Genomic DNA, 18949 nt, shown 5'->3' with positions numbered 1-18949 from the left:
GTATTGAAAAAGAAAAAGCAGAAAAACGTGAACAAGAACGTCTTGAAAAAGAACGCATTGCTCGTGAAAAAGAGCTTGAGCGTCAGCGTATTGAAAAAGAAAAAGCAGAAAAACGTGAACAAGAACGTCTTGAAAAAGAACGTATCGCTCGCGAAAAAGAACACGAGCGAGAGCGTATTGAAAAAGAACAAGCTGAAAAAAGAAAAAGAGAATATAGAAGAAAAGAAAAAGAGTTCCAACTCTTAGAAGACAAAAAGAAAATAGAATTTCTAAAAAAAGAAAATGAAAAGAGAGAACATGAAAATATACTACTTTCATTACAAAATTCTTTATTATCATTAGAAGACAAAATTGAAGAAAAAAAACTTACCCTAGCTACTCTTAAAAATAGAAAAGAAGATAAAGAAAAAATAACTCTTGAAGAAAAAAGACTTAGTAGTTTAATATCTCAAAAGCAAATTATTTTAAAAGATATTGCATCTGAGAAGAAAATAATTGAAAAGATTCAAAAAAATCTTGAAATCGAGCTCAAACTCGATGAACTAAAGAAAGAGATACATAGCATTAAAAAAGAAGTTGTTAACGAAGATGAAACAGCATTCAAGATCAAATACATAGATAATAAAATAAAAAATATATTTTTAGTATCTATCCTCTATCTTAAAGCATTTATAAATAAAAATATTTTAAGAAAAAATGTAAAAGATTATCCTCAAATACAAAATATTTCTAAAAATATAAAAGTAAAAATAGCTACTTCTATTATTTTAGCGACTTTGCTTTCAATATTCTTTTTAATTACTTTAAAATTCATCTCATCTGCTAAAGAACACTATGTGAGTTTTGGAGAAGCTAATACTACAGCAGTAGATACAACTGAAGAGATGAAAAAACAAAAAGAAGCTGAAGAAAAAGCAAAAATTTTAGCTGCTCAAGAGAAGGCTGAAGCTGCGCGTATTGATTCTGATGCTCAAGATGAAGAGATTACTGCAAAACTAGCAGGTAACTTCACATCTTATTCATTCGATGTTAACCGTGAAGTTACTGTTTCCAAGAAAATCCACGCGTTTAAATCTGCTAGTTGGTCAGATCAAGGAGATGTAATTGAGCCAGGTACTAAGTTTACTGTAAATAAAATAGTTTCTCCTGCAGGTTATCTAATGTATCATATTTCATCTGGAAAATTCCAAGGACAATTTATTACAGCAAATGAAAAATTTGTAACTATTGACACAAAAACTGACCAACTTGATAACTTCATTTCTCGCCCTGTTGCTATTAAATTCCTAGCAACTCAAAATGTTTACTCTGATGAGTCAGTAAGTAAAGTGAGAGTTACTTTTGGTAATGGTGCTCAATTAAATATTAATGGTATAGGAATTACAAATAATAGATTAATCTACTATGTAACCGACGGTTCATTTGTACCAGTTAACCCTGTACGTGTAACTGAAGTAAATAGAGAAACACCAAAATCAAAAAACATTGATAATAACAACAAGAACAATTCTCAAAATAACCAAAAAACTACATCTTAATATTATATCCACCTTTGATAGTATCTTAGGTGGATTTTTTTAACAAATTTACTTTATGAAAAAAGGAATACCTCAATAAAAGATTTTATCAAGGCATCCCCCAGCATAGTTTATTATATCTAAAAGTGTTATAAAATGAGCTTAGATATAAATATAGCACTGCTATTATAAATTTTCTTATGTATTTAGAACTTTTTGCTAAGTCCCCTTTTTTATTATCTTATTTCTGCTCCGTTAGGAATATCAGCATTGATTTCTACTACTCGTAAAACCCCATCTTTTTCCGCTGATAAAATCATTCCTTCACTTAATTCTCCACACAGTTTAACTGGTTTTAAGTTAGCTACAACTGCAACTTTTTTACCAATAAGTTCCGCTGGATCATAGTATTTTGCAATACCAGAAACTATCTGTCTTTGATGATTTCCTAAATCTAATTTAAATTTTAATAATTTAGAGCTTTTCTTAACTTTTTCACATTCTAAGACTTGTGCAACTCTTAAAGATGTTTCAAAGAATTTATCTATTGTAATTTCTTTAGCAAGTTCAACATATGTATCATCTTTTGATTCAGTTTCCAGATTAGCAAGTGCTTTAGGAGACATTTGTTCTTTTATATATTCTACTTCCACTTCTTTATCAAATCTTGGGAAGATTGGAGTTGGTTTTTCTACTACTTTTACAGTTCCATCAAATACACCAAATGTTTTAGCTGATTCGAAAACTAATAAATCTTCTTTAATTCCTAATTGTTTAGCAATTTCCGCTGGTGCTTTAGTTAAAGCAGGAGAAATTAAAATTGTAGCTATACGAAGGCTTTCTGCTAAATAGTTCATTACTTTATCTAATTCAGATTGATTAGCTTCATCTTTAGCTAGAATCCATGGAGTCGTTTGATCAATATACTTATTTGTTCTAGAAATAAACTTCCACACTGATTCTAATGCTTTTGAAAACTGCATATTTTCCATGTATTCTGCATACTCTGTAATAACTTCTTTTGATAAATCAACTAATTCTTTATCAAATTCAGTGGTTGGTTCGACAAACTTTGGAATTACTCCATCACAATACTTATTGATCATAGAAATAGTTCTATTCAATAGATTTCCTAAGTCGTTTGATAAATCAGAATTAATTCTATCAATAAAACTTTCAGGTGTGAAAATTCCATCTTGCCCAAATGGAACTTCACGCAATAAGTAATAACGTGCTGAATCTAGTCCGTAACGTTCTATCAACATATATGGATCTACTACATTCCCCTTAGACTTACTCATCTTACCATCTTTCATAAGTAACCAACCATGTGCAAAAACTTTCTTAGGTAAAGGTAAATCTAAGGCCATAAGTAAAATTGGCCAATATATTACGTGGAAACGTACAATTTCCTTACCTACTACTTGTACATCAGCTGGCCAATATTTATTAAATAGTTCTTCACTCTCACCTGTTGCATAACCTAAAGCTGTAATATAGTTAACTAAGGCATCAATCCAAACATACACAACATGTTTAGGATTAGATTTTACTTTTACTCCCCAATCAAATGTTGTACGAGTAACAGCTAAATCTTCTAATCCCGGTTTGATGAAGTTATTTAGCATTTCATTTTTTCTACTTTCAGGTAAAATGAATTCAGGATGTTCATCATAGTATTTTACCAATCTATCCGCATATTTACTCATTTTAAAGAAATAACATTCTTCACTAACTAGTTTTACTTCATTTCCACTTGGCGCAATACCACCAATCATATTTCCATCTTCATCTCTGAAAACTTCTTGAAGCTGTGTCTCTGTGAAATATTCTTCATCACTAATAGAATACCATCCCTTGTATTCCCCAAGATAGATATCACCTTTTTCTACTAATCTATCAAAAATTTCAGCTACTGCTTTTTCATGATAGTCATCTGTAGTACGGATAAATTTACTATAATCTATATCCATAGCTTTCCATAATTTTTTAATATCCTTAATCATTTCATCAACATAAGCTTGTTCAGAAATTCCTTTTTCTTGAGCTTTTTGTTGAATTTTTTGACCGTGTTCATCTGTACCTGTTAAAAAGTATGTATCATATCCACTTAATTTTTTATATCTTGTTAAAGCGTCACACGCTACTGTTGTATACGCATGCCCTATGTGTAAGTTACCGCTTGGGTAATAAATAGGAGTTGTAACATAAAATGTTTTTTTTGTCATCTTACAACCATCCTCACTTTCATTTCAATTTTTTAGTTAATATACATTACTATTGTACCATATATTTGAGGCTATTGCATGATTTTTTTAATTTTTTTCTAATTTCTAAAAATTTTTGTATGAAATAAAGGTACAAACCATTTTTTTAGGATTATTTCCAATAATTTCAATTATCAGTTAGTTATATTTTCCAAGTAACTACTACAATAATTATCATATTTTCAAATAGTTATAACTCCAATACTTTTATAAGTATTAGAGTTATAGATTATAATTCAAATTATTTTTATCTCTCACACCAAGGTGTGATTTTTTCTACTTTTTTGCCAGTTTAGCAATTTCAACTATTGTATCCGCTGCTTTTTTCATGTGTTCTAAGCAACTAAATTCATATTGTCCATGGAAGTTTTCTCCTCCAACGAAAATATTAGGTGTAGGAATTCCCATGTAAGAAATCTTAGATCCATCAGTACCTCCACGTATTGGAATTATTAATGGTGTTACCCCTACATTTTTAATAGCTTGTTCAGCCACATCGACACAACGTTTATCTTCTTTTATTACATCACCCATATTATAATATTGATCATATAATTCATATTCTACAACATTTCCATATTTTTCATTAATTTTAGCAGCAACTGATTCTGCAAATTTTTTACGAGCTAAAAACTTTTCTCTATCATGATCACGGATAATATAAACCATTTCTGCTTCCTCTATTCTAGCTTGCATATTATGTAGTAAGTAGAACCCTTCATAGCCTTCAGTATGTTCAGGAACTTCTTTTTCCGGGAATAACGAAGCTAATTCAGCAGCAATCATATTAGCATTCTTCATTTTACCTTTTGCTGTACCAGGATGCACACTTACTCCTGTAATTTTATACGTAATTTGAGCAGCGTTAAAACTTTCATATTGAAGTTCTCCTAGAACTCCACCATCCATTGTATATGCATAGTCTGTAGCAAAGCCTTTCGCATCAAAATGATCAGCACCACGTCCAATTTCTTCATCAGGCCCAAAAGCAATACGAATATCTCCATGCTCTATTTCAGGATGCTCACTTAAATATTTAATAGCTTCAACTATTTCTGTAATTCCAGCCTTATCATCAGCACCTAGTAATGTCGTTCCGTCGGTTGTAATAAGAGTTAAACCTTTATAGTTATGCAGATTTGGAAACTCTTCTGTAGTCATTACTATATTTTGCTCTTTATTTAAAACAATATCATTACCATCATAGTTTTCAATAACTTGCGGATTAATTCCTTCAACATTAAAATCAGCTGTATCTACATGAGAAATAAAACCTATTCTATCGTAGGGTTTGTCTGTGTTAGCTGGCAAAGTTGCTGTTAAGAACCAATTTTCCTCATTAAGAACTATATCACTAAGATTTAATTCCTCTAATTGACCTTTTAACATGCGTAAAAAATCTTTTTGCTCCGGAGTAGACGGAATTGTCATACTAGCAGCACTAGATCTAGATTTAAAATTAACATATCCTAAAAAACGTTCTAACATAGTTTCATATTTCATTATTCTTCACCTCATTTGTATTTTCTTTTATTATAATATACTTTTCAACAAAATGTAAAGGCTATACTATACTATTTTTAATTTATATATTAGGCATCCTTTTTTCTAATTTCATAAACAATTTTCTTAATTTTAATGTTTTTTTATGTTACAATTACATATGTATTCTAATTTAGTATTAGACATTAGTAAATTATGTTTTAAGGAGAACTTTTTCATGCAAGAAGTTATAAATTACAAAGATACTAGGATTGAAAACTTTCATACTATTTATCCTAACCATATGAACAGACACGATACTCTGTTTGGAGGACAAACACTTTATTGGCTTGATGACGTGCAGGGTTTAGTAATCCGCAGATATACTCATCTACCATTCTTTACTGCAAGTATTGATACATATCAATTTTTAGATGTCGTACATAGACACGAAGCCTTAATTATCGACAGTTATATCTCAAGAGTTGGTACTAGAAGTGTTGAAATTTTCGCTGAACTTAGTGCATTTAACCACGAAACTAGACATACTCGTTTAGTAGGTATATGTTTTTCAACTTTTGCAATTAACAAAGATACAGTACTTGAGAATCCTTTACCAAAAGTTGAATACACTGATGAAATTTCAAAATTTGTTAGTGAATCATACGCAGATAGACAAAGTGGAAAATTAACAGCTAGACAATTCTGTAAAGAATATCTAAAATATTACAATAAATAGTGAAAAAGGGAGTGACTCAAAAATCGTGATTTCGTAGAAATCGATTTTGTCGAGTCACCCCCGCAAAGTTTATTAGATATCTAAAAAGCTTTTATAAAGCGAATTTAGATATCAATAAACCACTGCGTCTATGAGTTATCATATACACTTTGTTAAAATTTAGGTCTTATAGGTCAGCCCCTTTTTCGGTTGTATACTAAATTCAAGTTATGGAAGAAACTAACCCAAATTTGAGTAAAGTGCATCTTCCTACTATTTTCGTATTAATCAATTGAATAAAGTAATTCTAATACTTTTTCTTCAAATTTAACTAATTTTTCTTTAGCAACTTCTTTATCTGCATCTTTAACGTATACATAAAGTTTTACTTTTGGTTCTGTTCCACTTGGACGTAAAGTATACCAAGATTCATCAGAGTAACTGAATTTTACAGCATCAGTTTTTTCGATTTCGATATCTTTTTCTTCACCAGTAGCTACAGTTTTTTCTTTTTGTACTAAGTAGTCGGTAATTGCTACTACTTCGCTTCCAGCTATTTCACGAGCAAAAATTTCACGATATTTTTCCATCATACGTTTAATTCTTTGAGCACCTGCTGCTCCTTCTAGAACGATTGAGATAGTTTTATCTAAGTAATAACCATACTTTTCATAGAATCCGTCAAGTACATCTACTAATGTTTTACCTTGTGTTTTGTAGAATGCTGCTGCTTCTACTAATAACATAGCAATAGTTACACCATCTTTATCACGTAGGAATGTACCAACATTGTATCCAATACTTTCTTCATATCCCATTACATAGTTTTTCTCACCTGTAATATCCCATTCATTTGGTAATGCACAAATGTTTTTAAATCCAGTTAGAACATCGATTACTTCTACTCCATATTCTTTACAAAGTGGCTCAACCATTTTAGAAGTTACGATAGACTTAACTAGCACTGGATTTTCAGGAAGTTTATTTTGCTTAGCAAGATTTTCAATAACATATTGAACTAATACTGCACCAGCTTGGTTACCATTTAGAGAAACTACTTCACCATTGTGAATTACTTCTACAGCAAGACGGTCACAGTCAGGATCAGTTGCGATAATTACATCAGCATTAACTTCTTTAGCTAATCTTTCACCATATTCAAATGCTGCAGTGTCTTCTGGGTTTGGATATTCAATTGTTGGGAAAGTCCCATCTGGATCTTTTTGTTCTTCAACAACATGTACATTTTCAAATCCACGACGAGCAAGAACTGTTGTTACAGCTTTGTATCCAGCTCCATTTAATGGTGTATAAACTACAGAAATGTTTTTATCAATATTTTCATCATTAATTGCACAGTTTAAAGATTCTCTATAGAATTCTTCATCAATTTCTTGTCCGATATAAACTAATAATCCTTTTTCTTGTGCTTCTTCTTCTGTTAAAGTAACATAATTATCAAAAATATCCATAGAGTTAATGTACTCTAATACTTTATCACTTATATCAGATTTGATTTGAGATCCTTCTTGCCAATATACTTTATATCCATTATACTCTTTAGGATTGTGACTTGCTGTAATGTTAATACCGCTAGCTGTTCCTAAATAACGAACTGCAAATGATAATTCAGGAGTCGGACGTAAGTCTTCGAATAAATATGCTTTAACTCCATTACTAGCCATTACTAATGCTGCTAACTTAGCAAATTCTTTTGAGAAAAGACGCGGATCATGAGCAATAGCAATACCTTTTTCTTGCAATCCATTATCAATGATAGTTTGTGCTAATGCTTTTGTAGCACGAGCAATGATAAATCTATTCATTCTGTTAGAACCCATACCTACTTTACCACGTAATCCCGCAGTTCCGAATTCTAATTCTTTATAAAATCTATCTTCTTTTTCTACTTCATCGTCAGCTACATTTTTTAATTGAAGTTTTTCATCTTCTGTTAAAGCTGAACTATTTAACCATTTTTCATATAATTCTTGATAATTACTCATATCATATTACCTCTTATTTTTTATTTTTATGCTAAACCTAAAGCAATTTCCATCATTTTTGTAAATGCTGTTTGTCTTTCTTCTGGTGTAGTTTCTTCCCCTGTTACTAATGAATCACTAACTGTCAATATAGTTAGAGCATTAACTCCAGCAGCTGTTGCATTGGCATATAATGCTGTACTTTCCATTTCAACTGCTAAAACTCCCATTTTAATCCAATTTTCCATAGCTTTTTCATCTGCATTATAGAATATTTCACTACATAAGATGTTTCCTACGTGTACTGCTTGCCCCATTTCTTGAGCTCTATTGTATGCTTTTAATAACAAATCAAACGAAGCTGTTAAACTGTAGTTCCCCGGAATATTATATTGGTGCATATAGTTAGAATTTGTTGATGAACCCATTCCTAAAATTACATTATATAATTTCACTTCTGGTTGTAAAGCTCCACAAGTTCCTATTCTAATTAAGTTTTTAACTCCAAAAGTATGAATTAATTCATAAGAATAAATACCGATACTAGCTGGTCCCATACCTGTTCCCATTACAGAAATCTTTTTACCTTTATATGTTCCAGTATATCCAAGCATACCACGCACTTCGTTAAAACATACTGCATCTTCTAAAAATGTTTCTGCAATAAATTTTGCTCTAAGTGGATCCCCTGGTAATAAAATCGTTTCTGCGATTTCTACTCCATTAGGTTTAATATGTGGTGTTTGTTTGTGTGACATCAGATAGTCCCCCTGTAAATATATTAATAACTTTATTATACCTTTTTTTCTCTTCTTAAACAAGAGATATTAAAAAAATAATTATCTTTATTTTTTAATAAATATTCTGACAACAAAGACTTTATAATAACTTATTTTCCTTTAAATTTAAATTAATACTTTTTATAACATATAATTCTTATCCTTGAAAAATAAAATTATATTTTTTAGTTTAATTTACTAATTAACACTAATTTTTATCGCTTTCATTTGACATTATAACGATACCTTGTAATTACAAACATTTCAAATTGAAAAATAATTATATAAAACTTGAATATTAATAGTATTTTAATCAATTTTGGTATATAATTAATGTTATAAATAAAATATATAAGAAAGAGGTTTTTTTATGTTACAATTAGCTGTCTTTTTACCAATAATTGCTATGTTTTTTGTACCTTTCTTAAGGACAAACTTTAAAAACATACATACTGGGAAATTTATTATAATTGTTCCATTAATCCTGTTTGGGTATTTTGTTTCAAATATTAAGAATATCTATTTAGGTGGAACAATTTATAAAAAACTAGCATTTGTTTCTAATGTGGGACTCGATTTAAATCTACACTTAGATGGTTTATCACTCCTTTTTGCTTTACTGATTACAGGAATTGGTACTCTAGTAATCTTATACTCTTGCTATTATATGAGTATTACAGATGAAAAATTACATAAATTTTACATATTCCTACTAATGTTTATGTCAGCTATGTTGGGAGTAGTTTTATCAGACAATATGCTTAGTATGTATATGTTTTGGGAAATGACTTCTGTATCTTCATTTCTTCTAATTAGTTATTGGCATGAAAACGACGCTTCAAGAAAAGGAGCACTAAAATCATTAATCATTACTGTTTCTGGTGGAGTATTAATGTTAGCAGGAATATTTGTTTTAAATAATATCACAGGTAGCTTTAATATTAGTGAAGTAATAGAATTCACTAAAAATCATGGATATAACAGTAAATATCTAATTGCGATGATTTTAATAATATTTGGTGCATTTACTAAGTCTGCTCAATTCCCATTCCATATTTGGTTACCTGATGCAATGGCTGCTCCAACACCAATCAGTAGTTATTTACACTCAGCAACAATGGTTAAAGCTGGTATCTACTTACTGCTTCGAATTGGTATTATTTTCTCATTCTCTACTACATTTGGTAATATTTTAATTATCTTCGGAACAATAACAATGCTAATAGGTTCTATATCTGCAATATTCTTAAAAGATTTAAAAGGAATCTTAGCTTATTCTACAATAAGTCAACTTGGTATGATGACGCTTATGATTGGTATTGCAAACCTTGGATTATATAATGATAATCACTATGTTTATACTTTTGCATTTTATGCTGTTTGCTTCCACATCATAAACCATGCCGCATTTAAAGCATGTTTATTTATGATTACTGGAATTATCGATCATTCATTCCACAGCAGAGATATTGAAAAATTACGTGGAATAAAAAAATTCATGCCACTTAGCTTTATACTTAGTGTTATAGCTGGATTTTCAATGGCTGGAATTCCACCTTTAAGTGGATTTTACTCAAAAGAATACTTCCTAACAGTAGTCTATGGATTAACACAATCTAGTATGTTGTACATGGTTATTGTAATATCTGTTGTTATTGGAGCCTTAGGAACGGCAATTTATTCACTAATACTTGCCTTTAAACCTTTCTTAGGTACATTTAACAACAACGTACTTGGTGAGAAAAAATTACATCTTCCTAGTAACGGAATTTTCATCTCACCTATAATACTTGTAGTATTTGTTATAATTAATACATTTATAAAAGACTTCGTTGTAGTCCCAGCTCAACAAGCTGCTCTAGCTGTGAAAATTACAAATAACGAAGTAATAACTCACATTCATCATGACACTTTCTTATCGAGCGAGCTACTTACATCAATATTTGTAATAATTGCAAGCTTTGGGATTTACAAAGTATTTGCTAGTGAGAACGGTATTTATTCATTAAATCCAATAATCATTTCCATCCATGGAGCTTATGATAACGGAGGTGCTTTATTACATAAAATAAGTGGATATTTACATGATTCATTTATCACTAATCAACTTAGAAGAAATATGAGTTATATATTCTTAGTTTTATCAGCAACTATTATTGGTGGATATTTTGCAATAGGAAGACCACTGTTAATCAATAAATTTTCTACAATTCATTACATGAATATTTTCATTGGTATATGTATCTTGATTTGTTGTGTTGCTCTTACAACTGTATATAATCGTTTAGTTCTTATTATCTTATCTTCTGGAATTGGGTTTATGATGACTGCATTATATGTTACATTTAGAGCCCCAGACTTAGCAATGACTCAATTTGTTATTGAATCAATTTCTACTATTATTTTCTTAATTGCATTTATCTTATTAACAGATAAAACAAAACAAGTAGAAAAATATCAATTTAAACTTACAAATGCAATAATTGCTGCATTAACTGGTATTAGTTTTACTATTATCGGATTAGTATCATATGCATATAAAAATCCATCAGAAATCAGCCAATTCTACTTTGATAATGTAGTTGATTCCGGTGGTGGTAATATAGTTAATGTTATTATCGTTGACTTTAGGGGATTTGATACCTTATTTGAAATCACAGTTATGACAATGGTAGCATTGATAATTTATGCAATGTTTAAAATTATTAAAAGAGGAGGACCAAAAGATGAAAACTAATGATGTAATCTTAAAATCATTATCTGCAATTATTTCAGGATGTATTTTCCTACTTTCACTTAGTTTGTACTTTGGTGGTCACTTCCTTCCTGGTGGTGGTTTCGTTGGTGGACTTCTTTGTACGATGGCATTAGCACTAGCAATGTTTACATATGGAATAGATAAAGTGACTAAACTTCTTCCTATTAATTATGTTTACGTTACTGCTATCGGACTACTTTTCTCAATCGGAACAGCTTTCAGTGGTGTTGTAGTCGGAAAAAATTTCTTCAAACATCACTTTACACACATTCACGTTCCTATAATGGGTGAAATGGAATTACACACAGCTGCAATATTTGACTTAGGTGTCTATTTTGTAGTTGTCGGAGTACTAATGTCAGTTATTTTGGCTTTCGGAAAGGATGGTAAATAATGGAATTTTATATGATTATCTTATGTGGTATTCTTGTTGGATTTGGTGTTTACCTAATGCTTTCAAAGAGTATGATGCGAATTATTATTGGAGTTGGTCTTTTTGGACATGCTGCCAACTTAATAATTTTAATCGCAGGAGGTTTATATGATGGTGATATTCCTATTATTTCAGAGTTAGGAAAAAATTATATAGACCCTATCCCTGCAGCACTTATTCTTACTGCAATCGTAATTGGTTTTGCGGTAACTTGTTTATTAATTTCAATTTATATAGCTAACTACAAACTAAAAGGAAGCGATAATGTAATTGATCTTGAAGATGTAGATAATATGAAGGAGGAAAGAAAAAATGCATAGTAATTTACCTGTTATACCAATTTTTATACCCCTTCTATTTGCTGCAATTACAGTATTATTTAGAAAAAGAATAGCAATGCAACGTTTATTAACTACATTAGCTACTCTACTAGTTTTAGTATTTTCTATCTACAATATTTATTTAGTCGATAAACATCGAATACTAATACTAGAAATGGGGAACTGGGCTAGTCCATTTGGTATCACTTTAACACTAGATGGATTAAATAGTATCTTAGTAACTACATCATCTATCGTATTTCTGGCAACTTTAATATATTCATTTAAAACAATTGACAAAGTACGTGAACTTAGCTTCTTCTATCCAGGATTCCTATTAATCATGGTCGGAATTAATGGAGCGTTCACGACAGGTGATATTTTCAACTTATTTGTTTTCTATGAAATATTACTTATGTCATCATACTTACTACTACTAGTAGGTATTAATAAAGAACAACTTAAATCTTCAATAAGTTATGTACTAATGAATGTATTTGCTGGTAGTTTATTTGTTATTAGCATTGGATATCTTTACACAATTGTTGGTAGTTTAAATATGGCATACATCTCACAAACAATCTCATCAATGGCAGATCGACGCGGATTATATCTTGTTGGAGCTGTAATGATATTTGTGTTCTGTATGAAAGGTGCTTTATTCCCTCTATTTACATGGATGAATAGATCATACGCAGCACCTCCAATAGCAATTTCAATAATATTTGGAGCATTGCTTACTAAAGTTGGACTATATTCAATAATTAGAACATACGGATTATTCTATTATGAGTCAAGTTTTATTAAATCATATATATTAATACTTGGAGCAATTTCTATAGTAGCAGGTTGTATCGGTGCAATCTATCAAAAAGATTTAAAACAAATAGTAATCTTCAATATAGTAATTTCACTAGGTGTTATGGTATGTGGAACTGCTACATTAAACACTTTTGGTGTTAAAGGAGCTTTATTCTACGCCGTTAATGATATACTTTTAAAAGCCGCTCTATTTATCATAGTTGGATTAATCATCTATGTTAGTGGTGTTAAATATGTTCAAAAATGTGGTTTAATAAATAGATACCCTCTCCTTGGTTGGATATACTTTATAGTAGTTTTATCATTAGCCGGAGTTCCACCATTTAGTGGTTTCTATGGTAAAGCACTGATTATTAAAGGTTTAGTTACAAACAATAATACCTTTATAGCTGTACTAGTAGCTTTATCAGGATTGGTAGTTTTCTACTCTCTAATTAAAATATTTTTAAATATATTTTACGATAATATTAATAAAAACCTAATTCTAAGACCACTTCCTAAAGGAGTACAAATTCCTCTGATTGTTATTGTTACTATAGCACTTATTATAGGAATTAGTACTAATCTACTAGATAGTTTCTTCGATAAAGGTATACAAATGGTATTAAATCCACAACACTATATTGATTTAGTACTTAAGAAAGGAGCATAATTATGGCACTACAATTTTTAATTAATATACTAGTTGGCGTAATATGGACGTTCTTTTCAGGTAACTACAACTCTGAATATTTCGCTGTAGGTTTCTTTTGGGGAATGATTCTCCTATTCATATTCAGAAATACCTTCGCAAAAAATATACTTGGAGAACAACTTTATTATATATATGTCTATAAATGGATAAAATTAATCTTAATGTTTTTAATTGAATTATTAAAAGCTGATATAAATGTACTAAAATTAATGTTTAAAAAAGAACTTGATGTTAATCCTGTTATTTTTGAATATCCTTTAGAAGTGAAAAAAAATTGGCAAATCACACTACTTGCTAATATGATTACATTAACACCAGGTACTCTAACAGTAAACGTTGGGCATGATAATAAAGTCCTGCACATTCACTGCTTAGACACTGATGATATTGCTGGTGAGATTGAAGGTATAAAAAATAGTTTTGAAAAAGCAATACTGGAGGTCGATTTAGATGGATAAAATATTAGAATACTCTATTATACTAGGTATTTTTGCTAGTATAGCGATGATATGTTTCTTACTAATATATATTGTAAAAAAACCTAGTATATTCGATAAATTAATAGCAAGTGATCTTCTTGCTATGCCTCTTATTTGTTTGATAGTATTAGTAAGTATGTATTTCAAAACTTTTTCATACATTTCTCTAATACTTATAATAACAATTATATGTTTAGTCGGAACTATTGTTACCGCTAGATTCTTAGCTAAAAAGGAGGTATTTAGCGATGATACTAAATAACATTTTAGACATTATTATCATACTTCTAATTTTAGCCTCAATCATTGCTATGTTAGCTACTGTCATTGGGTTCATAAGATTACCAGATGAAATGACGAAAATTCATGCTGCTGGTGTTACAGGATCTTTCGCTGTTGAATTAGTTCTTATAGCTGGATTTGTTTATTTCTATCGATACTTACATGTATTTGAGTTTAAATTTTTCTTAGCTATTGCATTCTTATTCTTAGCAGCACCTGTATCTGCGCATATGATTTCTATAAGTGCTATTATATATAATAAACACGTATATTCGAAAAATAATAAGGATGAAGCTAAAAAAGTATTAGATGATATAGCAAAACTAAATGAATAAACTCTAATAAATCATCAAAAACCACTGTTACAATATTTGTTTCAGTGGTTTATTAATATTTTAATTCTCTTTACAAAATATTTTTTTGAAAATAAATATAAAATAAGAATTTACTATTTTGACAAAACTTATTTCCAAAAACACAAATTTATAATCCACAAAATTAGTTTTAAAATTATCCGATACCTAATATTTAGGACTTCATAAGTAATTCAATATTATGAAAATCTTGACTTATTTCACTTTATATAGTAATATTCATATAGATTATAAAACAAGGAGTCATTTTTTTATGAGAAAATATTTTGGAACAGACGGTATTCGTGGTATCGCAGGTGAATCACTTACTGCCGATTTGAGTTTTAAAGTAGGTAAAGCTCTAGGTAAATTACTTACTGAAAAAAAAGAACATCCAAAAGTAATAATAGGTAGAGATACGCGAATTTCATGCGATATGATTGAACATGCACTATCAGCTGGTCTTACTAGTACTGGAGTACATGTAATGACAATTGGTACAATTCCTACACCTGCAATTGCTTATTTAACTAAAACTATAGAGACTGATAGTGGTATCATGATTTCAGCTTCACACAATCCTTATCAAGACAACGGAATTAAGATTTTTGGTCCTGATGGATTTAAACTTACAGACGAACAAGAATTAGAAATTGAACATCTTATCGATAACTCTGATGAGATTAAAAATGTTAGTTTTGAAAAAATTGGAAAACTATACGGTGCGAATGAATTAAGCCAAAAATATATTCAACACATTAAACAATCCATTTCAGGAGATTTATCTGGAGTTAAAATTGCACTTGACTGTGCTAATGGTGCAACAACTGGTGTAGCTCCTTTTATCTTCGGTGATTTAGAAGCTGATATTGAAACTATTGGTTGTCAACCTAATGGAATTAACATTAATGATAATGTTGGATCTACAAAAATTAACACTATAGCTGAATTCGTAAAAAACAACGATGTAGATATGGGATTTGCATTCGATGGAGATGGAGATAGAGTCCTTGCTGTAGATGCCAAAGGAAATATCGTAGATGGTGATAAAATTATGTTTATCTTAGCAAAACACCTTAAAGACCGTGGCGAATTAAAAGATAACATGGTCGTTTCTACTGTAATGAGTAACATTGGATTCTACAAAGCAATAGATGAACACGGTCTTCAATCAATAAAAACTGCGGTTGGAGATAGATATGTTGTAGAAGAAATGCGAAACAATGACTACTCACTAGGCGGTGAACAATCAGGTCATATTATACTTATGAATTATGCAACAACTGGTGATGGTATACTTACAGCAGTTAAACTTGCAGACATTATTAAATCATCTGGTAAATCATTAGAAGAGTTGGCCAACGAAGTGAGTATTTACCCTCAAAAACTAGTAAACATCAAAGTAATAGATAAAAAAGCTGCCATGGAAGATTCAGAGATATTAGATGAGTGTAAAAAAGTTGAAAAAGAATTAGAAGGTAACGGTCGAATTTTATTACGTGCCTCCGGAACAGAAAACCTTATCCGTGTTATGGTAGAAGCCAGCAGTGATGAACTTACAGATAAGTATTGTGAACAAGTCGCTAGAATTGTTAGAGAAAAATTCGAAATAAAATAAATTAAAAAAATAAACTAAAAAAAGGAGTTAGTACTAACATCTAACTTCTTTTTATTTTTTATATTCAGTAGATATACAATCATAAAATAATTTCTATTAAATATCAACTTCAAAGCCAACAAATTTTAGTTAACGAACAAAACACCTTCTCAAACATTTTTTTATATTCACTACTTTTAACCATATAATTATTAACTTAATATTATATTAATTTTTTTTTAATAATTTATTATCATTCATAGTACATATATATAACAACAATATATTTACACCTTTACAGTAAATACAAATCACATATTATTTACTGTAATAGTAGCATTGATTATAGTTAATATATAAATAAAACACTGTATTATTAGCAAATATTTTATCTTTTTGTATAAACCAGGTTCCATTAATATTTTACCAAAAAAATACATCACTTTTTCAAAAAAAATTGTATTTTCCTCTTGTTTTTTGTATATACTTCTGTTATACTTATAAGTGAAGTAATTTTTATATTACTTCATATGTTCTTTTATTATAAGTCTCCCTAGCTTATAATAAAGACTTTTCATATTTACTCCCTTATTTCTACCTTACAATATTTTTTGTAAGGTAGGTTTTTTTATTTTTCTCTATATTTTTTTCTCAAAAACTTATTATTTTTGTGTAGTTTTTTAGATTTCTTCATATTTTTTTTCTGAATACAACAAAATTTACTTGACTTATTTTCTTTCCTGAGGTAAACTTTAATGTATAAACACAAAATAAAATAAGAAGGGACAAGTATGATAAAGATAGAAAATTTAAATGTTACTTATAACCAAACTCCTGCCCTTTCTAATATTAATTTAGAAATTAAAGGACCTGGAATTACAGGTATAATAGGGCCTAACGGTGCTGGTAAATCTACCTTAATAAAAGCCGTTTTGAATATAATACCCTCAACTGGTATTTCAAAAATTGATGACAAGATTGCAAAAGAAAATCTTGACAATGTTGCTTATGTCGAGCAAAAAATAAATATTGACTACAACTTTCCAATAAAAGTTAGAGAATGTGTTTCTCTTGGCTTATATTCTAAGATTGGAATACTAAAAAAATTAAAAAAATCTGATTGGCAAAAAGTTGACGACGCTTTAAAGTTAGTTGGTCTAGAGAAATTCTCTAATAGACAAATTAGTGAACTATCCGGTGGACAGTTCCAACGTGTATTAATAGCTCGTTGTCTTGTACAAGATGCTAAATATATATTCTTAGATGAACCTTTCGTTGGTATCGATTCTGTAAGTGAGGAGATTATCATGAATACACTTAGAAATCTTCGTGATAAAGGACATACAATATTAATAGTTCACCATGACTTGAGAAAAGTTCATTCATATTTTGATAGAGTTCTATTGCTTAATAAAGAAGTTATTGCTTTTGGTGATACTGAATCAACTTTCACAAGAACTAATTTAACTACAGCTTATGGCACTGACTTATTCTTTACTGGAGGTGAAAATAATGATTAAAGAGTTTATTGATGGACTTTATAGTTTTCATTTCTTACAAAACGCTCTTATTACTGCTATTGTCATAGGTATTGTAGCAGGAGCAGTAGGCTGTTTTATTGTTCTTAGGGGAATGTCTTTAATGGGAGACGCGATTTCACACGCGGTTCTACCTGGAGTTGCTCTATCATTCATTTTAGGAATTGACTTCTTTATTGGTGCTATTGTGTTTGGACTATTAGCGTCAATTATCATAACATTTATCAAAGGAAATTCAATTATTAAAAGTGATACAGCAATTGGTATTACATTCAGTTCATTCCTTGCATTAGGTGTAATTTTAATAAGCGTTGCAAAAAGTTCTACAGACTTATTCCATATCTTATTCGGTAACATATTAGCAGTACAAGATATTGATATGTACATTACGATTGGAGTGGGAATTTTCGTACTTTTAGTAATTAAGTTGTTCTTCAAAGAATTACTACTAACTTCATTTGATGAACTATTAGCTAAGGCGATGGGAATGAGAGTTAACTTCTACCACTACCTACTAATGATATTATTAACTCTAGTATCTGTTACAGCAATGCAAAGTGTTGGAACAATTCTGATTGTAGCTATGCTAATTACACCTGCTGCTACTGCATATCTATATGCTAACAGCCTAAAAACAATGATATTTTTATCATCTACAATCGGTGCATCTTGCTCAGTACTTGGATTGTTTATCGGATACTCATTCAATATTGCAGCTGGATCTAGTATCGTATTAACATCTGCTATAGTTTTTGCAATAAGTTTCTTTATTGCTCCAAAACAACGCTTTGTTAAACATAAAAAATAATATAATTTTGGTAATAATTTACAAATAATAAGATAGTATTAATCTAATTAAATATAAATAACCCCTTTAAATAAACTCATTAAAAAATAAAATACTTCCAAAATGAGTTTATTTAGA

At 29.8% G+C, this 18949-nt stretch carries 16 protein-coding genes; 12 read left to right on the top strand and 4 right to left on the bottom strand.

Annotation, left to right across the window (positions count from 1 at the left end):
- On the top strand, positions 1 to 1538 hold a 1538-nt coding region (locus RWQ73_RS04825), incomplete at its 5' end, for a DUF5776 domain-containing protein (RefSeq protein WP_314406961.1).
- Positions 1539 to 1753: 215 nt separating this feature from the next.
- On the opposite strand, the gene metG is transcribed toward RWQ73_RS04825, so the two are convergent.
- Both metG and pepT read right to left on the bottom strand, forming a co-directional pair.
- The gene (gene metG, locus RWQ73_RS04820; protein ID WP_314406959.1) at positions 1754 to 3745 is read right to left on the bottom strand and encodes a methionine--tRNA ligase; all 1992 of its coding nucleotides are present in this window, start codon (positions 3743 to 3745) and stop codon (positions 1754 to 1756) included.
- Positions 3746 to 4060: 315 nt separating this feature from the next.
- Entirely contained in the window at positions 4061 to 5287 is a 1227-nt protein-coding gene (gene pepT / locus RWQ73_RS04815) for a peptidase T (RefSeq protein WP_314406958.1), read from the bottom strand.
- Between the two features lie 217 nt (positions 5288 to 5504).
- On the opposite strand from pepT, the gene RWQ73_RS04810 reads away from it, so the two are divergent.
- A complete protein-coding gene (locus RWQ73_RS04810; RefSeq protein WP_314406956.1) occupies positions 5505 to 6005 on the top strand; it encodes an acyl-CoA thioesterase in 501 nt (166 codons plus the stop codon).
- A 263-nt stretch (positions 6006 to 6268) separates the two neighbouring features.
- Here the strand turns inward: RWQ73_RS04810 and RWQ73_RS04805 are convergent, their stop codons facing one another.
- Positions 6269 to 7990, bottom strand: a complete 1722-nt coding sequence (locus tag RWQ73_RS04805; protein WP_314406955.1) for a phospho-sugar mutase — start codon at positions 7988 to 7990, stop codon at positions 6269 to 6271.
- Positions 7991 to 8016: 26 nt separating this feature from the next.
- Positions 8017 to 8727, bottom strand: a complete 711-nt coding sequence (gene deoD / locus RWQ73_RS04800) for a purine-nucleoside phosphorylase (RefSeq protein ID WP_314406954.1) — start codon at positions 8725 to 8727, stop codon at positions 8017 to 8019.
- 391 nt (positions 8728 to 9118) lie between these two features.
- Here deoD and mbhE point away from each other — a divergent pair, with 391 nt between their 5' ends.
- The 10 genes from mbhE to RWQ73_RS04750 all read left to right on the top strand — a co-directional run bounded on the left by mbhE (position 9119) and on the right by RWQ73_RS04750 (position 18832).
- The gene (gene mbhE, locus RWQ73_RS04795) at positions 9119 to 11485 is read left to right on the top strand and encodes a hydrogen gas-evolving membrane-bound hydrogenase subunit E (RefSeq protein WP_314406953.1); all 2367 of its coding nucleotides are present in this window, start codon (positions 9119 to 9121) and stop codon (positions 11483 to 11485) included.
- A complete protein-coding gene (locus RWQ73_RS04790) occupies positions 11475 to 11900 on the top strand; it encodes an MnhB domain-containing protein (RefSeq protein WP_314406952.1) in 426 nt (141 codons plus the stop codon). Before mbhE ends, RWQ73_RS04790 begins: the two co-directional genes overlap by 11 nt.
- Entirely contained in the window at positions 11900 to 12259 is a 360-nt protein-coding gene (locus RWQ73_RS04785) for an NADH-quinone oxidoreductase subunit K (protein ID WP_314085233.1), read from the top strand. The genes RWQ73_RS04790 and RWQ73_RS04785 overlap by 1 nt, the downstream gene beginning before the upstream one ends.
- Positions 12252 to 13733: a proton-conducting transporter membrane subunit gene (locus RWQ73_RS04780; protein WP_314406949.1), complete on the top strand. Its 1482-nt coding sequence runs from the start codon at positions 12252 to 12254 to the stop codon at positions 13731 to 13733. Before RWQ73_RS04785 ends, RWQ73_RS04780 begins: the two co-directional genes overlap by 8 nt.
- A 2-nt stretch (positions 13734 to 13735) precedes the next feature.
- Positions 13736 to 14233 (top strand): Na+/H+ antiporter subunit E, encoded by a 498-nt coding sequence (locus tag RWQ73_RS04775; RefSeq protein WP_314406947.1) that lies wholly within the window; start codon positions 13736 to 13738, stop codon positions 14231 to 14233.
- Entirely contained in the window at positions 14226 to 14516 is a 291-nt protein-coding gene (locus RWQ73_RS04770) for a monovalent cation/H+ antiporter complex subunit F (protein WP_314406946.1), read from the top strand. Before RWQ73_RS04775 ends, RWQ73_RS04770 begins: the two co-directional genes overlap by 8 nt.
- Positions 14503 to 14871, top strand: coding sequence for a monovalent cation/H(+) antiporter subunit G (locus tag RWQ73_RS04765; protein ID WP_314406944.1), 369 nt, complete (start codon positions 14503 to 14505; stop codon positions 14869 to 14871). Before RWQ73_RS04770 ends, RWQ73_RS04765 begins: the two co-directional genes overlap by 14 nt.
- A gap of 292 nt (positions 14872 to 15163) precedes the next feature.
- Positions 15164 to 16507 (top strand): phosphoglucosamine mutase, encoded by a 1344-nt coding sequence (glmM, locus tag RWQ73_RS04760; RefSeq protein WP_314406942.1) that lies wholly within the window; start codon positions 15164 to 15166, stop codon positions 16505 to 16507.
- Positions 16508 to 17277: 770 nt separating this feature from the next.
- Positions 17278 to 18006 carry a metal ABC transporter ATP-binding protein gene (locus tag RWQ73_RS04755; protein WP_314406941.1) on the top strand — a complete coding sequence of 243 codons (729 nt, stop codon included), beginning with the start codon at positions 17278 to 17280 and terminating at the stop codon, positions 18004 to 18006.
- Positions 17999 to 18832, top strand: a complete 834-nt coding sequence (locus RWQ73_RS04750; protein ID WP_314085219.1) for a metal ABC transporter permease — start codon at positions 17999 to 18001, stop codon at positions 18830 to 18832. Before RWQ73_RS04755 ends, RWQ73_RS04750 begins: the two co-directional genes overlap by 8 nt.
- The last annotated feature ends 117 nt before the right edge of the window (positions 18833 to 18949 follow it).

The sequence above is a fragment of the uncultured Gemella sp. genome, assembly GCF_963525875.1.
GTDB lineage: Bacteria > Bacillota > Bacilli > Staphylococcales > Gemellaceae > Gemella.
This window is presented reverse-complemented; position numbering and strand designations above follow the sequence as displayed.

What these genes read in the sequence shown, in the direction of transcription:
- metG (WP_314406959.1), bottom strand. Translation starts at nt 3,745, where the DNA reads ATGACAAAAAAAACATTTTATGTTACAACTCCTATTTATTACCCAAGC.
- pepT (WP_314406958.1), bottom strand. Translation starts at nt 5,287, where the DNA reads ATGAAATATGAAACTATGTTAGAACGTTTTTTAGGATATGTTAATTTT.
- RWQ73_RS04810 (WP_314406956.1), top strand. Translation starts at nt 5,505, where the DNA reads ATGCAAGAAGTTATAAATTACAAAGATACTAGGATTGAAAACTTTCAT.
- RWQ73_RS04805 (WP_314406955.1), bottom strand. Translation starts at nt 7,990, where the DNA reads ATGAGTAATTATCAAGAATTATATGAAAAATGGTTAAATAGTTCAGCT.
- deoD (WP_314406954.1), bottom strand. Translation starts at nt 8,727, where the DNA reads ATGTCACACAAACAAACACCACATATTAAACCTAATGGAGTAGAAATC.
- mbhE (WP_314406953.1), top strand. Translation starts at nt 9,119, where the DNA reads ATGTTACAATTAGCTGTCTTTTTACCAATAATTGCTATGTTTTTTGTA.
- RWQ73_RS04790 (WP_314406952.1), top strand. Translation starts at nt 11,475, where the DNA reads ATGAAAACTAATGATGTAATCTTAAAATCATTATCTGCAATTATTTCA.
- RWQ73_RS04785 (WP_314085233.1), top strand. Translation starts at nt 11,900, where the DNA reads ATGGAATTTTATATGATTATCTTATGTGGTATTCTTGTTGGATTTGGT.
- RWQ73_RS04780 (WP_314406949.1), top strand. Translation starts at nt 12,252, where the DNA reads ATGCATAGTAATTTACCTGTTATACCAATTTTTATACCCCTTCTATTT.
- RWQ73_RS04775 (WP_314406947.1), top strand. Translation starts at nt 13,736, where the DNA reads ATGGCACTACAATTTTTAATTAATATACTAGTTGGCGTAATATGGACG.
- RWQ73_RS04770 (WP_314406946.1), top strand. Translation starts at nt 14,226, where the DNA reads ATGGATAAAATATTAGAATACTCTATTATACTAGGTATTTTTGCTAGT.
- RWQ73_RS04765 (WP_314406944.1), top strand. Translation starts at nt 14,503, where the DNA reads ATGATACTAAATAACATTTTAGACATTATTATCATACTTCTAATTTTA.
- glmM (WP_314406942.1), top strand. Translation starts at nt 15,164, where the DNA reads ATGAGAAAATATTTTGGAACAGACGGTATTCGTGGTATCGCAGGTGAA.
- RWQ73_RS04755 (WP_314406941.1), top strand. Translation starts at nt 17,278, where the DNA reads ATGATAAAGATAGAAAATTTAAATGTTACTTATAACCAAACTCCTGCC.
- RWQ73_RS04750 (WP_314085219.1), top strand. Translation starts at nt 17,999, where the DNA reads ATGATTAAAGAGTTTATTGATGGACTTTATAGTTTTCATTTCTTACAA.